The sequence below is a fragment of the Nonomuraea sp. NPDC049152 genome, from assembly GCF_040648355.1.
Lineage (GTDB): Bacteria > Actinomycetota > Actinomycetes > Streptosporangiales > Streptosporangiaceae > Nonomuraea.
This window is the reverse complement of the sequence record NZ_JBEZDO010000035.1, coordinates 32,374-47,428: the sequence shown is the minus strand read 5'-3', so window position 1 is coordinate 47,428 and position 15,055 is coordinate 32,374. Positions and strand designations below refer to the sequence as shown.

14 protein-coding genes are annotated in these 15,055 nt (G+C 69.9%); 7 read left to right on the top strand and 7 right to left on the bottom strand.

Annotated features, from left to right (window positions below):
- Window positions 1-14 precede the first annotated feature (14 nt).
- Window positions 15-1,226, bottom strand: a complete 1,212-nt coding sequence (locus AB0B45_RS42365; protein WP_358143171.1) for a glycosyl hydrolase — start codon at window positions 1,224-1,226, stop codon at window positions 15-17.
- Between the two features lie 55 nt (window positions 1,227-1,281).
- Window positions 1,282-2,310 (bottom strand): LacI family DNA-binding transcriptional regulator, encoded by a 1,029-nt coding sequence (locus tag AB0B45_RS42360; protein ID WP_358143169.1) that lies wholly within the window; start codon window positions 2,308-2,310, stop codon window positions 1,282-1,284.
- 100 nt (window positions 2,311-2,410) lie between these two features.
- Here AB0B45_RS42360 and AB0B45_RS42355 point away from each other — a divergent pair, with 100 nt between their 5' ends.
- The 4 genes from AB0B45_RS42355 to AB0B45_RS42340 are packed head-to-tail and all read left to right on the top strand — an operon-like array spanning window position 2,411 to window position 8,464.
- Entirely contained in the window at window positions 2,411-3,685 is a 1,275-nt protein-coding gene (locus AB0B45_RS42355; protein WP_358143167.1) for a sugar ABC transporter substrate-binding protein, read from the top strand.
- Window positions 3,685-4,557 carry a sugar ABC transporter permease gene (locus tag AB0B45_RS42350; protein ID WP_358143165.1) on the top strand — a complete coding sequence of 291 codons (873 nt, stop codon included), beginning with the start codon at window positions 3,685-3,687 and terminating at the stop codon, window positions 4,555-4,557. The genes AB0B45_RS42355 and AB0B45_RS42350 overlap by 1 nt, the downstream gene beginning before the upstream one ends.
- A 1-nt stretch (window position 4,558) precedes the next feature.
- Window positions 4,559-5,425 carry a carbohydrate ABC transporter permease gene (locus AB0B45_RS42345; protein WP_358143163.1) on the top strand — a complete coding sequence of 289 codons (867 nt, stop codon included), beginning with the start codon at window positions 4,559-4,561 and terminating at the stop codon, window positions 5,423-5,425.
- 27 nt (window positions 5,426-5,452) lie between these two features.
- Window positions 5,453-8,464: a glycoside hydrolase family 38 C-terminal domain-containing protein gene (locus AB0B45_RS42340; RefSeq protein WP_358143161.1), complete on the top strand. Its 3,012-nt coding sequence runs from the start codon at window positions 5,453-5,455 to the stop codon at window positions 8,462-8,464.
- A 112-nt stretch (window positions 8,465-8,576) separates the two neighbouring features.
- Here the strand turns inward: AB0B45_RS42340 and AB0B45_RS42335 are convergent, their stop codons facing one another.
- The 5 genes from AB0B45_RS42335 to AB0B45_RS42315 all read right to left on the bottom strand — a co-directional run bounded on the left by AB0B45_RS42335 (window position 8,577) and on the right by AB0B45_RS42315 (window position 12,572).
- Complete coding sequence (locus tag AB0B45_RS42335) at window positions 8,577-10,157, bottom strand: hypothetical protein (RefSeq protein WP_358143159.1); 1,581 nt, start codon at window positions 10,155-10,157, stop codon at window positions 8,577-8,579.
- 154 nt (window positions 10,158-10,311) lie between these two features.
- Entirely contained in the window at window positions 10,312-11,517 is a 1,206-nt protein-coding gene (locus AB0B45_RS42330; protein ID WP_358143157.1) for an SAM-dependent methyltransferase, read from the bottom strand.
- A gap of 11 nt (window positions 11,518-11,528) precedes the next feature.
- Window positions 11,529-11,675, bottom strand: a complete 147-nt coding sequence (locus tag AB0B45_RS42325; protein ID WP_358143155.1) for a hypothetical protein — start codon at window positions 11,673-11,675, stop codon at window positions 11,529-11,531.
- A complete protein-coding gene (locus tag AB0B45_RS42320; protein ID WP_358143277.1) occupies window positions 11,672-11,965 on the bottom strand; it encodes a Uma2 family endonuclease in 294 nt (97 codons plus the stop codon). The genes AB0B45_RS42325 and AB0B45_RS42320 overlap by 4 nt, the downstream gene beginning before the upstream one ends.
- Window positions 11,966-12,131: 166 nt before the next feature.
- A complete protein-coding gene (locus AB0B45_RS42315; RefSeq protein ID WP_358143153.1) occupies window positions 12,132-12,572 on the bottom strand; it encodes a MarR family transcriptional regulator in 441 nt (146 codons plus the stop codon).
- A 53-nt stretch (window positions 12,573-12,625) separates the two neighbouring features.
- Between AB0B45_RS42315 and AB0B45_RS42310 the strand changes: the two genes are divergently transcribed.
- From AB0B45_RS42310 to groL, 3 genes are all read left to right on the top strand, one after another.
- On the top strand, window positions 12,626-12,862 hold the full coding sequence (locus AB0B45_RS42310) for a hypothetical protein (protein ID WP_358143151.1): 237 nt from the start codon (window positions 12,626-12,628) through the stop codon (window positions 12,860-12,862).
- 163 nt (window positions 12,863-13,025) lie between these two features.
- Window positions 13,026-13,340: a co-chaperone GroES gene (groES, locus tag AB0B45_RS42305; protein ID WP_197093639.1), complete on the top strand. Its 315-nt coding sequence runs from the start codon at window positions 13,026-13,028 to the stop codon at window positions 13,338-13,340.
- A 59-nt stretch (window positions 13,341-13,399) separates the two neighbouring features.
- The gene (groL, locus tag AB0B45_RS42300; RefSeq protein ID WP_358143149.1) at window positions 13,400-15,022 is read left to right on the top strand and encodes a chaperonin GroEL; all 1,623 of its coding nucleotides are present in this window, start codon (window positions 13,400-13,402) and stop codon (window positions 15,020-15,022) included.
- Window positions 15,023-15,055: the final 33 nt, after the last annotated feature.

Sequence of the window (15,055 nt, the reverse complement as noted above, 5' to 3'; positions counted from 1 at the left end):
CTGATCTCCTTCTCTCAGGCCTGGGCCAGGACGGTGTTGATCCCCCGAGCTGTGAGATAGCCGGTGTCGGCGGCGCGGTCGGCGGCGACGACGGCCAGCGGTCCCGCCTGGCGCAGCCGTACCCACTCGGTGTGGAAGGCGCTGCCGGGAGCGACCTCGGCCCTGCGCTCGGGCGCGGACCGCAGGTCCACGTCGCACACCAGCGCGGGCCTGTTCACGGCGGTACGGCGCCGCTCCTTGATGACGGCCGCCAGTTCCTTGGCCGCGGGCTTGGCCCGGTGGTCGACGGTGAACAGGCCGAGGTCGTACTCGCGCTCGGGGAAGTCGGCCAGCGCGCGGTCGAGATCGTGCGAGCACCACCAGGTGACGCCCCACAGCGCAGGGTTCGCGGTGACCGTGTCGAGCATCCCCCGGACGAACGCGGAGGCGTCGGCCTCGGGGACGTCGGGGCGGGGCACGCCGACCTCCTGCAGCCAGACAGGACGGGCCGGGTCGAGCGAGGTGGCGGCGGCGAGTTCGACCAGGTAGTCGGCGTGCGTGACGGTGGCGGGCCCGAGCGGGCCGTCGATGGCCGAGACGCCGTTGAACACCCACGAGTGGACCGTGGTCAGGTCGCCCAGGTCCACGTTGTCCGCGGGATGGAACGGGTGGTCGGGGTCGTACCAGGTGGCATCGTAAAGCGAGTGCAGGCTCAGCAGGTGCGGCGCGGCGGCGCGGACGACGTCGATCAGCTCGGCGGCCCAGCGGGCGGACGCCTCGGGGGTGGTCGGGTTGGCCGGGTAGAGGTTGTTGACCTCGTTGCCGAGCGTCACGGCGAACACGTTGTCCCGCCCGGCGACGGCGCGGGTGAGCCGGTCGGCGTAGGCGGCGATGCCGTCGCGGACGGCAGGGTCGGTGAAGAGGCTGCGCTCGTGCCAGGTGAGCACCCAGGACGGCAGGAAGTCGAAGCTGGACAGGTGCCCCTGCAGCAGGTCCACGGCCACGGACAGGTCGAACTCGGCGGCGACGTCGATCAGCCGGAGCAGGTCGTCGATCCCGCGCTGCCTGATCAGCGTGCGGTTGGGCTGGATCCACGGCCAGATCGGGAACACCCTCACGTGGTCGAGCCCGATCCCTGCAAGGTCCTCGAAGTCACGGCGGGTGGCGTCCGGCGAGGGGTCGAGCCAGCTGTAGAACCAGCCTGCCGGAGGCACGTAGTTGGCGCCGAAACGGATGGGGTGGGGCACGGGCACGCGTCCTCCGAGCGGTGAGTCGATCTCACCGGACCCTAAACCGATTTAGTCACCCCTGCCAAGCCCCGGGCGCCGCCGTGCTGCGCCTGACGACCAGGCGAGGCGTGGCGGTTCTGAGGTCCTGCCGCGCGTCGGGGGCGGCGATCAGCGCCAGCATGGCCTCGGCCACCTGGCCGCCCAGCGCGAAGGTGTCACGCGAGAGCGCGGTGATGGCGGGGTGCGCGATCCGCGTGAGCACCGAGTCGTCGAAGGCCACGATCGACAGCTCGTCCGGCACCCGTACGCGCATCTCCCCCGCCACGCCGAGACCGGCGAGGGCCATCACGTCGCTGTCGTAGATGATCGCGGTCGGCCTGCGGGCGCGCGACAGCAGCGCCCTCGTCGCCGCCGCGCCCTCCGAGTCGCTGAAGTCGGTCGCCAGCGACACCGCGTCGACCAGGTCGAGGCGGCGGGTGGAGTCGCGCAGCGCGCGCATGCGGCGCTGGGTGTGCCGGAACGCGGGCAGCCCCGCGACGTGCGCGATGTGCCGGTGGCCGAGCGCGGCGAGGTACTCGACGACCGACAGCATCGCCTCCCTGTCGTCGGCCCAGACGCTGGACAGCGAGCCGTGCCGTCCAGGGCCGCCCAGCACCACGGTGGGCACGCCGAGCTCTTCGAGCACCTCGATCCTGGGGTCGCTGACCTTGAGGTCGACCACGATGAACCCGTCGACCGTGTGCGCGGAGGCCCAGTCGCGGTAGATCTCGATCTCGGCCGCGACGTCCTCGACGATCAGCAGGTGCATCGCCACCGACTGCGCCGACAGCCCGGCCTGCAGGCCGGACAGGAGCTGGGCGAAGAACGGCTCCACGCCTAACGTGCTGGCGGGCCTGGCGATCACCAGGCCGACCGCCTCCGCCCTGGCGCCGCCCAGGGCCCTGGCGGCGCTGTGCGGCCGCCAGTTCATCTCCTTGGCCACCTGGAGGATGCGGGCCCGCGTCGCCTCGGCGACCCCTGGACGCCCGTTGAGCGCGAACGACACCGCGCCCTTGGACACCCCGACCCGCTCCGCGATGTCGGCGATGGTCGGTCGGCCCACGACTGGCTCCTTCACGAGTTCATCTCATCTATTGACACGGAAGTCTAGCCAGGGGGATAGTCCCGCAACTAGAGCGGTTTAGTGCCCGAAGGAGAGCGTCATGCGAAGGTACTGGGCAGGGCTGGCCGTGGTGGCCACGATGGTAGCCGGGGGCTGCGGGCTGGGCGAGCAGGAGCCGCAGGCGGCCCCGAGCGCGAACGCCACGGGCGAGGTGAAGGGCAAGGTCAGCCTGCAGACGTGGGCGCTGAAGCCCAAGTTCACCGACTACGTGCAGGGCGTCATCGACGCCTTCGAGAAGAAGTACCCGGGCGTCGAGGTCGAGTGGCTCGACCAGCCAGGCGACGGCTACTCCGACAAGGTGCTGAGCCAGGCCGCCGGCGGCACCCTGCCGGACGTGACCAACCTGCCGCCGGACTTCGCGCTCCCGCTGGTGAAGCAGGGCCTGCTGCTCGACGTCTCCCAGGCCGACCAGAAGCTGTCCGACGAGTACGTCGCCGGAGGCCTCGCCGCCTACTCGTACGCCGGATTCCAGGGCGTCTACGGCTACCCGTGGTACCTCAACACGGACGTCAACTACTGGAACTCCGAGCTGATGACCAAGTACGGCCTGGACGCCAAGAAGCCGCCGACCACCTTCGACGAGCTCGTCGCCCAGGCCAGGACCGTCAAGGAGAAGTCCGGCGGCAAGGCCTACCTGATGAGCCGCAGACCGGAGCTGGGCGACCTGGCCAACGCCGGGGTGAAGCTCATGGCGGACGACGGCAAGAGCTTCACCTTCAACACGCCGGAGGCCGCCGCGCTGCTCGACAAGTACCGCGACGCCTTCAAGGAGGGGCTGCTGCCGCGTGACGTGCTGACCGACACCTACGCGGGCAACACCAAGCTCTTCAACGAGAAGACGGCGGCGTGGACGACGGCCGGCGGCAACTACATCACCAGCCTGGCCACCGACAACCCGTCGCTCGCGCCCAAGGTCGTGCCGTCGACCGCGATGGGCACGCCGCCGCTGTACGTGCAGGGCCTGTCGGTGTCGAAGCAGACCAAGAACGCGCCCGCGGCCGTCGCCCTGGCCCGCTGGGTGACCAGCCCGGAGAACCAGGCCGCCTTCGCCCACCTGGTGAGCATCTTTCCGAGCACCAAGGCCTCGGCGAACGACCCGTTCTTCAGCAAGAGCGACGGCAGCAACGCCGGCGACGCCAAGGTCATCGCGTTCGCCTCGCTCGCCCAGGCCAAGATGCTCCAGCCGGTCGAGGTCACCGAGGCGATGAGCAAGTTCATCAGGCAGCAGTTCGCGCTCGCGATCAGCGGTGAGACGACCTCCAAGGAGGCCCTCGACGCCGCTGTGGCCAAGTGCGACGAGCTCCTCAAGAACTGATGACGCATCGACGCTGGTTCACGCCGTGGCTGCTGGTGGCGCCCGCCGCGGTCTGGCTGTTCGTGTTCAACGTCTGGCCATCGATCAACACGGTGGTCCTGGCGTTCACCAACGCCAAACCGCTGGGCGGCGGGCGCTTCACCGGGCTGGACAACTTCGCGCGGGTGCTGGACGACGACCAGCTGGCCGACGCGCTGCTCAACAGCGTCGTGTTCATGCTGGTCTGCCTGCCGTTGCTCACCATGCTGCCGCTGCTGATCGCGGTCCTGGTGGAGAAGAAGCTGCCGGGCATCATGTTCTTCAGGACCGCCTTCTACACCCCGGTGGTCGCCTCCGCCGTGGTGGTCGCGCTCATCTGGGGCTGGGTGCTGGATGACAGAGGCCTGGTGAACGGCTTCGCCCAATGGCTCGGCGTCGTCACCGAACCGGTCCCGTTCCTGACCGACCGCTGGCTGCTGCTGTTCAGCGCGATCAGCCTGACCGTCTGGAAGGGGCTCGGTTACTACATGATCATCTATCTCTCGGCCCTCGGGAACGTCAGGCGCGAGCTCCACGAGGCCGCCGCGGTCGACGGCGCGGGCGCCGTGCGCCGGTTCTGGAGCGTCACCGTGCCGGGCGTGCGCAACACGATGCTCCTGGTCTCCGTGCTGGTCTCGGTCTCCGCCCTCCGGGTCTTCTCCGAGCTGTACGTGCTGTCCAACGGCACCGGAGGACCCGGCGGGCGGGACATGTCGGTGGTGATGCTCATCCAGCTCTACAGCCGCGGCTTCACCGGCCACCTCGGGTACGCCTCGGCGCTCAGCATCGTCCTGCTCGTCATCACCGTCGGCCCGATGCTCCTGCTCCTGCGGCTCAACAGGAAGGCGGCCTGAGGTGGCGGCACACGCCAAGTCCGGACGGCGCGGCGGCTTCAGCACGATCACCACCGGCGAGAAGGTCCTGCGTTACGCGCTGCTCCTGCTCGTGCTGGCGCTCACCGTCTCCCCGTTCCTATGGCAGCTCTCCACCTCGCTCAAGAGCCTGGAGGAGGACATCTACACCCAGACGCCGAGCTTCCTGCCCGAGCACCCCACGCTCGACAACTACGCCCAGGTCGCCGAGACCGTCCCCGTCTGGTCCTACGCCGTCAACTCGCTGATCGTGGCCGCCATCGTGATCGCGGGGAACGCCGTCGGGGCCACCATCGCGGGGTATGCCCTGGCCAAGCTCCGCTTCCGGGGCGCGAAGCTGCTGCTGGGCCTGTTCCTGGCGACGCTCGTGCTGCCCGGCGAGGTGACGATCATCTCCCAGTACGTCACCATCCGCAGCCTCGGCCTGGCCGACACCCTCCTGGGCGTGGCGTTGCCGGGTGCCATCGGCATGCTCAACGTGCTGTTGATGCGGACCGCGTTCCAGGCGATCCCGCCCGAGATGGACGAGGCCGCCATCATCGACGGCGCGACGGCCTGGGAGCGGCTGCGCCACATCGGCCTGCCGAACGTGCGCGGCATGCTCAGCGTCATCACGATCTTCGCCTTCATCGGAGCCTGGGATGATTTCCTGTGGCCGCTCATCGTCCTGACCAACCCCGAGAACTACACCCTCACCGTCGGCCTGCAGTACCTCAACGGCACGTTCAGCGCCAACCCCCGGCTCATCGCGGCAGGCACGATGATCTCCTTCGTGCCGATCGTGATCGTGTTCGCATCGCTCCAGCGGTTCTTCTTCAGGGGCGTCGAGGAAGGCGCGATCAAGGGGTGACGGTCCACACCACCAGGGAGTTTCCCCATGCATGACGACCGCGACCTGGTCGAAGCCCGCCTCAAGCGCGTCCTCGACGAGCGCATCCGCCCGGCCGTCTACCCCGAGTCGGTGCCGCTCGACGTGGCCGTCTGGCACGCGCCGGGCGAGCCGGTCCCGGTCGCCGAGGGCCTGTCGGCCGCGCCCGCGCCCATCGCGGTCGGCGACCAGTGGGGCGCCCCGTGGGGCACCAGCTGGTTCACCGTCACCGGCACGGTGCCCGCCGCGTGGGCGGGCAGAAGCGTCGAAGCCATCCTGGATCTCGGATTCGACGAGAACATGCCCGGCTTCCAGTGCGAAGGGCTCGTCTACCGTCCTGACGGCACCCCCGTGAAGGGGCTCAACCCGCGCAACCAGTGGATCCGCGTGGGCGCGCCGGTCGAGGGCGGCGAGGAGGTGCGGCTGCACATCGAGGCGGCCTCCAACCCGGTCATCCTCGACTACCACCCCTTCCTGCCGACCACGCTCGGCGACAAGGAGACGGCCGGCAGCGCGCCGCAGTACCGGCTGGCCCGCATGGACCTGGCCGTCTTCGACGAGACGGTGTGGCAGCTGGTGATCGACCTGGAAGTGCTCGGCGAGCTGATGAGGGAGCTGCCGGTCGACGGCGCCCGCCGCTGGGAGATCCTGCGCGCCGTGGAGAAGGCGCTCGACGCGGTCGACCTGCAGGACGTGAACGGCACCGCGGCCGCCGCCCGCGAACGGCTCGCCGGCGTCCTGTCCACTCCCGCGCAGCCGTCCGCGCACCGGATCAGCGCCGTCGGACACGCGCACATCGACTCGGCCTGGCTCTGGCCGCTCCGCGAGACGGTCCGCAAGGTGGCCCGCACGACGTCCAACATGACCGCGCTGCTGGAGGACGAGCCCGACTTCGTCTTCGCCATGTCGCAGGCGCAGCAGTGGGCCTGGGTGAAGGAGCACCGGTCCGAGGTCTGGGCCAAGGTGACCAAGGCGGTGGCCGCGGGGCGGTTCGTTCCCACGGGCGGCATGTGGGTGGAGTCAGACACCAACATGCCGGGTTCGGAGGCGATGGCCCGCCAGTTCGTGCACGGCAAGCGGTTCTTCCTGGACGAGTTCGGCATCGAGAACGACGAGGTGTGGCTGCCCGACACGTTCGGGTTCGCGGCCGGGCTGCCCCAGATCATCAAGGCCGCGGGGTCGAAGCGGCTGCTCACCCAGAAGATCTCGTGGAGCCAGACCAACAAGTTCCCGCACCACACCTTCCTCTGGGAGGGCATCGACGGCACCCGGATCTTCACCCACTTCCCGCCCGTCGACACCTACAACTGCTCGATGAAGGGCAGCGAGATCGCCCACGCGGCGCGCAACTTCAAGGACAAGGGCGTCGCGCGGCACTCCCTCGCTCCCACCGGCTGGGGCGACGGAGGCGGCGGCACCACCCGCGAGATGGTCGCCAAGGCGGCCAGGATGCGCGACCTGGAGGGCTCGGCCACCGTCACGTGGGAGACGCCTGCCGAGTTCTTCGCCAAGGCCGAGGCCGAATACCCCAACCCGCCCGTCTGGGTCGGCGAGCTCTACCTCGAACTGCACCGCGCCACGCTCACCAGCCAGGCCAAGACCAAGCAGGGCAACCGGCGCAGCGAGTCGCTGCTGCGCGAGGCCGAGCTGTGGGCCGCGACCGCCGCCGTCAGGGCCGGCCACCCCTATCCCCACGAGCGGCTCGACCGGATCTGGAAGACGGTGCTGCTCCACCAGTTCCACGACATCCTGCCCGGCTCGTCCATCGCCTGGGTGCACCGCGAGGCCGAGAAGACCTACGCGGCCGTGGCCGAGGAACTAAGCGGCCTCATCGACGCGGCGCAGCGCGCCCTGGCCGGTGACGCCGCGGCGGGCACGCGGCTCGTCTTCAACGCCGCCCCGCACACCCGCCGCGGCGTCCTGGCGGGCGGCGCCTCCGCCGTACCCGCCGAGGGCGCCACGGGCCTCCGCCCCCGCGACGGGGGCGGATACCTGCTCGAGAACGGCCTGCTCCGCGTGGAGATCGACGAGCACGGCCTCGTCAGATCGGTGTACGACCCGGCCGCGGGGCGGGAGACCGTCGCGCCGGGCCAGGCGGCCAACCTGCTGCAGATCCACCCCGACTTCCCCAACATGTGGGACGCGTGGGACGTGGACGAGTTCTACCGCAACACGGTCACCGACCTGGTGGCCGCCGACGAGGTGGCACCCGGTGCGGAGCCGGGCTCGGTCCGCGTGGTCCGCTCGTTCGGCCGCTCGAAGGTGACCCAGGTGCTCACCCTCCCGCCAGGCGCCAAGCGGCTCGACATCCGGACCGAGGTCGACTGGCACGAGACCGAGAAGTTCCTCAAACTGGCCTTCCCCCTGGACGTGCACGCCGAGCGCTACGCCTCCGAGAGCCAGTACGGCCACGCCTACCGTGCCACCCACACCAACACGAGCTGGGAGGCCGCCAAGTTCGAGGCGTGCAACCACCGCTTCGTGCACCTGGAGGAGCCCGGCTGGGGAGTGGCCCTGGTCAACGACTCCACCTACGGCCACGACGTGACCCGCACGGTTCGCGCCGCCGACTCAGGGACGACCACCACGCTCAGGGTCTCCCTGCTCCGCGCCCCCCGCTTCCCCGACCCCGAGACCGACCAGGGCGTGCACCGCTTCCATCACGCGCTCGTGCCGGGGGCGACGATCGGCGACGCGGTCCGCGAGGGCTACTTCGTCAACCTGCCCGAGCGCGCTCTTCCCGGCGACGCCGAGGTCGCCCCGCTGGTCACGATCGACAACGAGGCGGTCGTCGTGACCGCCGTCAAGCTGGCCGACGACGAGAGCGGGGACGTGATCGTGCGCTTCCACGAGGCGCATGGCGGCAGGGCCAGGGCGACCCTGACGGCGGGCTTCCCGATCACCGGTGTCGCGGCGACGGACCTGCTGGAGCGGCCCATCGCCGACCGGCCGCACGAGGGGGGCGCGGTGTCCCTGTCGCTGCGCCCCTTCGAACTGGTCACCCTGCGGCTGAGCCGGTAACCGTCACTTCATGGGTCGCGGGGAATCCCTCGCGATCCACGCCCTGGAGACCAGGACCCCCGGACGCCGGGTGCGGCGTCCGGGGGTCTGCGACGTTCGTCGTTCCCGCGACCTAGTCCTTGGAGTTACGGCTGGGGCGCAGGAGCGCCTCGGCCAGGGCGAGCATGGTCTCCTCCAGCGCGCCGAGCCGCTTGGTCAGGTCGGTCGTGGCGGGTTCGATGATGCCCGTGAAGCTCTCCGCCAGCTCCACCCGGTCGGGGCGGGCGGCGACGGCGTCGGTGAGGGCGGCGGCCGCGGCGGTCAGCCGCTCGTCGATCGCGTCGAGGCGCTTGACGTGCTCGATCGTCTGGGTGTCGAGCAGCTCGCCGACCCGCTCGCTGATGCTGAGCGTGACAGGCAGCTGGCCCACGCGCTGGTTGACGGCCTCCACCCGGTCGTCGATGGCCTCGAGGTGCTCGCCGGCCTTGTCGGCGGTGGTGGACATGCCGGTGAGCGTGGCGTCGACGCCGTCGAACCTGGTGACCACGCGCTCCTCGACCTCGGCCAGTCGCTCGTCGAGGGTGTCGAGGTGGGTGTCGAGGTCGTTGAAGCGGCCCTCGGTGCGGGTGGCGGTCTCGGCGAGGTGGCCGGCCGTGCCCGCCATGCGCTCGTCGAGCGCGGTGAACCGGCCGTCGACGCGCCCGTCGAGCCCGTCGAAGCGGTCGTCGTGGCGGCTCAGGTGGCCGTCGAGGGTGCCCAGGCGCTGGTCGACGCCCACGAGGCGCGAGTCGAGCCCGCCGAGGCGGCCGTCGACGCCGTCGAGGCGGGTGTCGATGTCGGCCAGGCACTGGTCGGCGGTCTCGATGTGGCCGTCGACGCTGGTCAGTCGGCTGTCGACGCCGAGGAGCCTGCCGTCGACGCGGTCGACCCTGCTCTCGACGCCGTCGAGGCGGCCCGTCAGCCTGGTCTCGGTGGAGTCGACCTTGGCGCCGACCTCCTCGATCGCGGCGGAGAGCAGCTCCGTCGACGCGGCCAGCGACCCGTCGACCGCCTTGAGCTTCACCTCGAACATCTCCGGCATGCCCTTCACACCGCTCTCGACGCGGTCGGTGCGGGCGGTGAGCTCGGCCATCGACTTGTCGAGCCTGGTGAAGCGGGTGGCCGCGGCGTCCATGCTGGCGCTGAGCTGGCCGAGCTTGCCCGCGAAGTCGCCGAGGCGCTTGGCGATGCCGTCGGTGCTGGTGATGACCGACTCGATCCGCTTGAGCGCCTCGTCGAGGGTCTCGCTCACGGTGGCGACGTCGGCCCAGAGGCCGGGCAGCTCGACCACCGGCCTGACCCGCTCGCTGACCGACTCGACGCGGGCGTCGACGTTGCCGACCTGCTCGCCGACGGCGTCGACGTGGTCGCGCACCGCCTCCACGTGCTGGGCCAGCCCCTCGGCCCACGAGGGTGGCCTGGTGGTGATGTCGTCGAGGCGGCCGCTCACCGTCTCGAGCGTGCCGGTGAGGCCGCCGAGTTCGCGCTCGCGAACCTCGCGCATCAGCCACTCCATGCCCTCAAGCCGCTGGCGGATCTCGTCGAGCACCGCGCCCTGCGTGCGCTGCTCGTAGACGTGGTCCTGGGCGGCCCGCGCGAGCAGCTCGCGCATCCTGTCGGAGATGGCGGTCTGGCTGCCTGCCTGGAGAAGGGTGGTGTGGTTGGAGTGATCCACCGAAAGCTCCTTCACTCGCCGACGGTCTGCCGCGCAGCGGTGTGTATTCAGAATCGTTAGGGGAGAACTCCCGCCCGGCCACCTTAGTAGTCCATCAAGATCTTTCGGTGCCGACTTTAAAAGATCGTGGTTGTCGATGTATCGCCCCGATTTGTCATTTACCCAGTTCGAGCGGGGTGCAGATAAGCATGGAAGGGCGGTCCGCGATTCGGGTAAGAATGACAACTGCTGATTTGTCGCCGGACAATCGCAAATCGCTTCGCAAGCGTTCGATGTCGACCGCCGAGGCGCGTTTCTTGATAGTCACGTTTCCGACTTGGCGTGCGCGAAGTGCGGCTCTCAGCTTTTTGACGGAGAACGGCATGACTTCATCCACCTCGTACCGCGATGCCCATGCGGTCTCGACGGGGTCGTCGCCGGTGACGTAGGCGATCAGCGGGTCGGCCAGCCGTCCGTTGACCATCGCGGCCACCTCGGCGACCAGGTGCGCCCGGATCGCGGCGCCGTCGGGCTCGTAGACGTAGCGCCCCATCGGACCGACGGGCGCCTGCGCGCCGGTCGCGGTGAGCGTGCTTCCGCCGGGCAGCAACGTCGCCCTCCGCGTGAACCCCGCGGCGCCGGGCTCGACGGCGCTCGCCAGCGCGCCCGTCCAGAGCGTGACCTCCTTGACCTCGCCCCTGAAGGACACCCATTCGGCCTCGGCGCCCTCGGGGACGAACTCGTACGGGATCCCGGGCGCGACCTTCAGGCACGCGGCGGGCGCGCGATCGAGCAGGCCGAGGATGACGGGCCAGGCAGGGGAGTAGGCGTTCGGGTCGAAGGTCCTCCCCCTCGCGGTACGGCGGGCGGGATCGGCGAACAGCACGTCGTGGGAGGCCGGGTCGACGTCGGCGGCGTCGGCCGTACGAACCGTGACCCTGTCCGACAACCCCAGCGCGTCGACGTTGGCCAGCGCGACGGCGACGGTCAGCGGATCGGTGTCGACGGCGTCCACGGAGCAGCCGGCGCGAGCCAGCGCGATGAGATCGCCGCCGATGCCGCTGCACACATCGACCACCCGCGGACCTTCGCTGTTGAGGAGGGTGAGCCTGCGGGCCCGGTGTTCGGCGACCTCCCGGCGGGTGGCCTGCTCGACGCCGTGGGGCGTGAAGTACATCAGCGCCGCGTCGTCACCGAACTTCGCCCTGCCCCGCTCCCTGAGCTTCGCCTGCGTGAGGGCGGCGGAGGTGAGGGCGGCGTCGTAGGTCCTGCGCAACCTGGTCGCGGCCACGACGGGATCGGCACCTGCCAGCTCGACGGCCTCGGCGAGGGCTTTCTGCCCGCGAGGGGTGAGGAGTTCGAGGAAGGCGTCGTGGTCCACGCCATACGACGTTAGTGCAGGGTGTCGAGCTCGATGTCGATGGGGAAGGGCACGGAGACCTTGACCCGGTCCCGGTGGAGGCCGGTGCCGACGTAGGAGGCGACGGCCTCGTCGAGTTCGTAGGTGTGGACGACGGGTCTGCTGTCCTCGTCCTTCACGATTTAGAGGTGCTCGATGCCGGCCGCGGCATAGATCCTGGGCTTGACGTGATCGGACGCGGGGAGACGACCTCGACCACCAGATGGACCTCATGGGGGGTGTAGGTCGTGCGCCTCATGTCGGCCGCGATGGACGCGTCGATCACGAGGAGGTCGGGGCGCGGCCGCTGTCTGGGCGCGATCGTGACGTCCATGTGGGCCGCGACTCCACCGCCGGTGGGGGCCTGTCGTTCGAGGGCGTCGGCGAGGTGCCGGATCACGACATCGTGGAAGCGGCTCTGGGGCGAAATGAAGGTGAAGGTCCCGTCGACGAGCTGGGCGTGCTTGAAGAGGTCAGGCTCGCCACGGGGCCCGTCCTGAGGGAGCAGGTCGAGATCATCGGCCCTCTACCCGTCCTCCGGTGGGTACGGCCAGTCGGCGAGCGCGTCCCGCGAGCCGTTGTTCGTGACGATCACATCACGCATCGTAGCGTGACGCGCACCACGGCTCTGTGTCGTCGAGGGAGACGAGGAGTTTGCCGAGCAGTTCGCGAAGGGTGGACCGCTCGTCGGGCGCGAGCCCCGACAGCAGCGCTCGCTCGGTGGTGCTGCGGCCGCCCTTGAGGTCGGTGACCAGGCCGAGTCCCTCGTCGGTCAGGGTGACGATGATCATGCGGCGGTTGCCCGGGGCGGTCTCGCGGCTCACGAGGTCCTTGGCGACGAGCCGGTCGATGCGGTTGGTCGCGGCGCCGGGGCTGAGCAGGAGGGCGTTGGACAGGTCCGTCATGCAGGAGTGGCCGCCGACCCTGTGCAGCGTGGCCAGCACGTCGAACTCCCACGGCTCCAGGCCGTGGGCGCTGAAGTACTCCTTCAGGCCGCGTTCGAGCAGCCGGGAGGCGCGGGTCAGGCCGGAGACCACGTCCGCGGACTCGGCGGCCAGGAGCGGTCTACCACGGGGTCGCCGAGGAGGCGGTGTCCGTGGCCGAGGTGGCCAAGGCCGCGGCGAAGGCGGCGGGCGTGCGGGAGGGCGCCGAGCCGTGGCCCGTGGAGGAGGCGGCCAAGGTGTTCGGCGGGCCGTTCGCCGACGCTCTCGCGCTCAGCCAGCGGGCGGGCGCCCGCCGTACCAAGGAGGAACTGGGGTGGGAGCCCGGCCGTCCCGGCGCTCTGACCGAGCTCGTCGAGGGGTCCTACGTATCCGCTGTGAGCTGAGCCGGGCGGTTCGTGTTGACGGGCACGGCCTGCTTGCATACTGTTTCGTTTTGGCACTCTCCTACTGAGAGTGCCAACGTGCGACGAGGCAGGTCTGACACCCGCGACGGCAGGCCCAGCTGGTCGCCTCTTCTAGATCAACCAAATCTGAAGGGGAGGTCCGATCGTGACGACCGCCACTAAGGTTCCCGTTAAGCCGCTCGGCGACCGCATTGTGGTCCAGCCGCTTGAGGCGGAGCAGACCACCGCTTCCGGCCTGGTCATCCCGGACACCGCCAAGGAGAAGCCGCAGGAGGGCAAAGTCCTCGCGGTGGGCCCCGGCAACTGGGACGAGGACGGCGACAAGCGGATTCCGCTTGACGTCAGCGAGGGCGACATCGTCCTCTACAGCAAGTACGGCGGCACCGAGGTCAAGTACGGCGGCGAGGAGTACCTCGTGCTCTCCGCCCGTGACGTTCTCGCCATCATCGAGAAGTAAGCCGTGAGAAAGCCCCGGGCCGTCAGTGCCCGGGGCTTTCGACGCTGAGAGGACTTTCCATGCCGAAGATCCTGGAGTTCGAAGAGGACGCACGGCGCGCGCTCGAGCGCGGTGTCAACGCCCTCGCGGACGCAGTGAAGGTGACCCTCGGCCCGCGTGGCCGCAACGTGGTCATCGACAAGAAGTTCGGTGCGCCGACGATCACCAACGACGGTGTCACCATCGCCCGCGAGGTCGAGCTCGAGGCGCCCTACGAGAACCTCGGCGCCCAGCTCGCCAAGGAAGTGGCGACCAAGACCAACGACATCGCCGGTGACGGCACCACCACGGCGACCGTCCTCGCCCAGGCGATGGTCCGCGAGGGCCTGCGCAACGTGGCGGCGGGCGCTTCCCCGCTGTCGCTCAAGCGCGGCATCGACCTGGCCGCCAAGGCCGTCAGCGAGAAGCTGCTGGCCACCGCGCGCCCCGTCGAGGACAAGAAGGAGATCGCCAATGTCGCGACGATCTCCGCTCAGGACGCCAAGATCGGCGAGCTGATCGCCGAGGCGTTCGACAAGGTGGGCAAGGACGGTGTCATCACCGTCGAAGAGTCCAACGCCATGGGCATGGAGCTCGAGTTCACCGAGGGCATGCAGTTCGACAAGGGCTACCTGTCGGCCTACATGGTCACGGACCCCGAGCGCATGGAGGCGGTGCTCGAGGACCCGTACATCCTGATCCACCAGAGCAAGATCGCGTCCATCGCCGACTTCCTGCCGCTGCTCGAGAAGGTCGCCCAGACCAAGAAGCAGCTGCTGATCATCGCCGAGGACGTCGAGGGCGAGGCCCTGGCCGTCCTGGTGACCAACAAGATCCGCGGCACCTTCACCTCGGTGGCCGTCAAGGCCCCCGGCTTCGGTGACCGACGCAAGGCCATGCTGCAGGACATCGCGATCCTGACCAACGGCCAGGTCGTCAGCGAGGAGATCGGCCTCAAGCTCGACCAGGTCGGCCTCGAGGTGCTCGGCAGCGCCCGCCGCGTCGTCGTCACCAAGGACGCCACCACGATCGTGGACGGCGCCGGCGACCCGCAGGCGATCGAGGACCGCGTCAAGGAGATCAAGCTCGCCATCGAGCAGTCCGACTCCGACTGGGACCGCGAGAAGCTCCAGGAGCGCCTCGCGAAGCTGTCCGGTGGCGTCTGCGTGCTGCGCGTCGGCGCTGCCACCGAGGTGGAGCTCAAGGAGAAGAAGCACCGCCTCGAGGACGCGATCTCCGCGACCCGCGCCGCGATCGAGGAGGGCATCGTCTCCGGCGGTGGCTCCGCGCTGATCCACGTCTCCAAGGAGCTGGACGACCTCGGTCTGTCCGGCGACGAGGCCACGGGCGTGGGCGTCGTGCGCCGCGCGCTCGTCGAGCCGGCCCGCTGGATCGCCGAGAACGCCGGTCTCGAGGGCTACGTCGTCACCCACAAGGTCTCCGAGCTGCCCGTCGGCCACGGCCTCAACGCCGCGACCGGCGAGTACGGTGACCTGGTGGCGCAGGGCGTCATCGACCCCGTCAAGGTGACCCGCTCGGCCGTGCAGAACGCCGCGTCCATCGCCGGCATGCTGCTCACGACCGAGGTCCTCGTGGTGGACAAGCCCGAGGAGGAGGCCCCGGCCGCCGGTGGTCACGGCCACGGTCACGGCCACGGCCACTGATCTGGGTCGACCCGAAGGTCCGCGCCCCCGTCC

Coding starts and splice junctions, on each gene's coding strand:
- groL (WP_358143149.1), top strand. CDS start 13,400: ATGCCGAAGATCCTGGAGTTCGAAGAGGACGCACGGCGCGCGCTCGAG.
- AB0B45_RS42340 (WP_358143161.1), top strand. CDS start 5,453: ATGCATGACGACCGCGACCTGGTCGAAGCCCGCCTCAAGCGCGTCCTC.
- AB0B45_RS42350 (WP_358143165.1), top strand. CDS start 3,685: ATGACGCATCGACGCTGGTTCACGCCGTGGCTGCTGGTGGCGCCCGCC.
- AB0B45_RS42355 (WP_358143167.1), top strand. CDS start 2,411: ATGCGAAGGTACTGGGCAGGGCTGGCCGTGGTGGCCACGATGGTAGCC.